Raw genomic sequence first — 1,726 nt, forward strand, 5'->3', positions numbered from 1 at the left:
GTCCGTCGCCACGCGCCCGCGTCGCCGGTGATCACGTCCGCGGCGAAACCGGGGGCCCGGGCGTGGCCGCGGCGCCTCAGGCGATCGCGTCCGACCCCTTCACCGCCGCGCCCGCCGCCTTCGCCGCGGTGCGGACCGCCTCGGCGACCGCGCCGGCGACCTTGTCGTTGAAGACGCTGGGGATGATGTAGTTCGGGTTGAGCTCGTCGTCGGTGACCACGTCGGCCAGCGCGGCCGCGGCGGCCAGCATCATGTCCGTGTTGACCGTGTGGGACTGCGCGTCCAGGAGGCCGCGGAAGACGCCGGGGAAGACCAGCACGTTGTTGATCTGGTTGGGGAAGTCCGAGCGGCCGGTGGCGACCACGGAGGCCGTCTGGCGGGCGATCGCGGGCTCCACCTCGGGGTCGGGGTTGGCGAGCGCGAAGACGATCGAGCCCTCGGCCATGGTGGCCACGTCGTCGCCGTCGAGGACGTTGGGCGCGGAGACCCCGATGAACACGTCGGCGCCGGCCACGGCCTGCTTGAGGGTGCCGGTGACGCCCTCGGGGTTGGTGTTGTCGGCGATCCAGCACAGCGGCGAGTCGGGGTCGGCCGCGCGCAGGTCCTCGCGCTGGGAGTGGACGACGCCGTGGATGTCGGCGACCACCGCGTGCTTCACGCCGGCGGCGATGAGCAGCTTCAGGATGGCCGTGCCGGCCGCGCCCGCCCCGGACATGACGACCCGGACGTCGCCGATCGCCTTGCCCACCACCCGCAGGGCGTTGGTCAGGGCGGCGAGGACGACGATCGCGGTGCCGTGCTGGTCGTCGTGGAAGACGGGGATGTCGAGGGCCTCGCGCAGCCGGGCCTCGATCTCGAAGCAGCGGGGCGCGGAGATGTCCTCCAGGTTGATGCCGGCGAACCCGGGGGCGATCGCCTTGACGATCGCGACGATCTCGTCGGTGTCCTGGGTGTCCAGGCAGAGCGGCCAGGCGTCGATGCCGGCGAACCGCTTGAACAGGGCCGCCTTGCCCTCCATGACCGGCAGCGCGGCCTTCGGGCCGATGTTGCCGAGGCCGAGGACGGCGGAGCCGTCGGTGACGACCGCGACGGAGTTGCGCTTGATGGTGAGGCGGCGGGCGTCCTCGGGGTGCTCGGCGATCTGCATGCAGACCCGGGCGACGCCGGGGGTGTAGATCATCGAGAGGTCGTCGCGGTTGCGGATGGGGTGCTTGGACGCCATCTCGATCTTGCCGCCGAGGTGCATCAGGAACGTGCGGTCGGAGACCTTGCCGATCGTGACGTCCTCGACGCCGCGCAGCTTCTCGACGATCTCGTCGGCGTGCGCGGTGGAGGACGCGGCGATCGTGACGTCGATCCGGAGCTTCTCGTGGCCCGAGGCGGTGACGTCGAGGCCGGTCACCGAGCCGCCGGAGGACTCCACGGCGGTGGTGAGCTGCGAGACCGCGGTGCCGCCGGCGGGCACCTCCAGACGGACCGTCATCGAGTACGAGACGCTGGGCGCCGTTGCCATGCCGTGTTCCTCTTTCGCTCTACTTCCGCGGCGCCCTCTTCGTCGGGGACGCGTGGTCCGATCGTCGCACCTACCGGCGGGTACGGGGTAACCGGTGGTCGATTCCGGAAAAAGACTTCCACGATACGAGAGTGACGGCAAGGGGTGTCCGCTGGCGGAAGCCGCGGGACACGGAAACGCGGACGGGTCCGCACCACCGAGGTGGTGGGGGCC

The 1,726-nt window shown here is 71.3% G+C and carries 1 protein-coding gene; it reads right to left on the minus strand.

Annotation, left to right across the window (positions count from 1 at the left end; translation table 11 throughout):
- Positions 1-76: 76 nt before the first annotated feature.
- Positions 77-1,513 carry an NAD-dependent malic enzyme gene (locus ACFWEG_RS29005; protein ID WP_387221093.1) on the minus strand — a complete coding sequence of 479 codons (1,437 nt, stop codon included), beginning with the start codon at positions 1,511-1,513 and terminating at the stop codon, positions 77-79.
- Positions 1,514-1,726: the final 213 nt, after the last annotated feature.

It is taken from the genome of Streptomyces sp. NPDC060194 (assembly GCF_042728285.1).
In the GTDB taxonomy this organism is placed as follows: Bacteria; Actinomycetota; Actinomycetes; order Streptomycetales; family Streptomycetaceae; genus Streptomyces.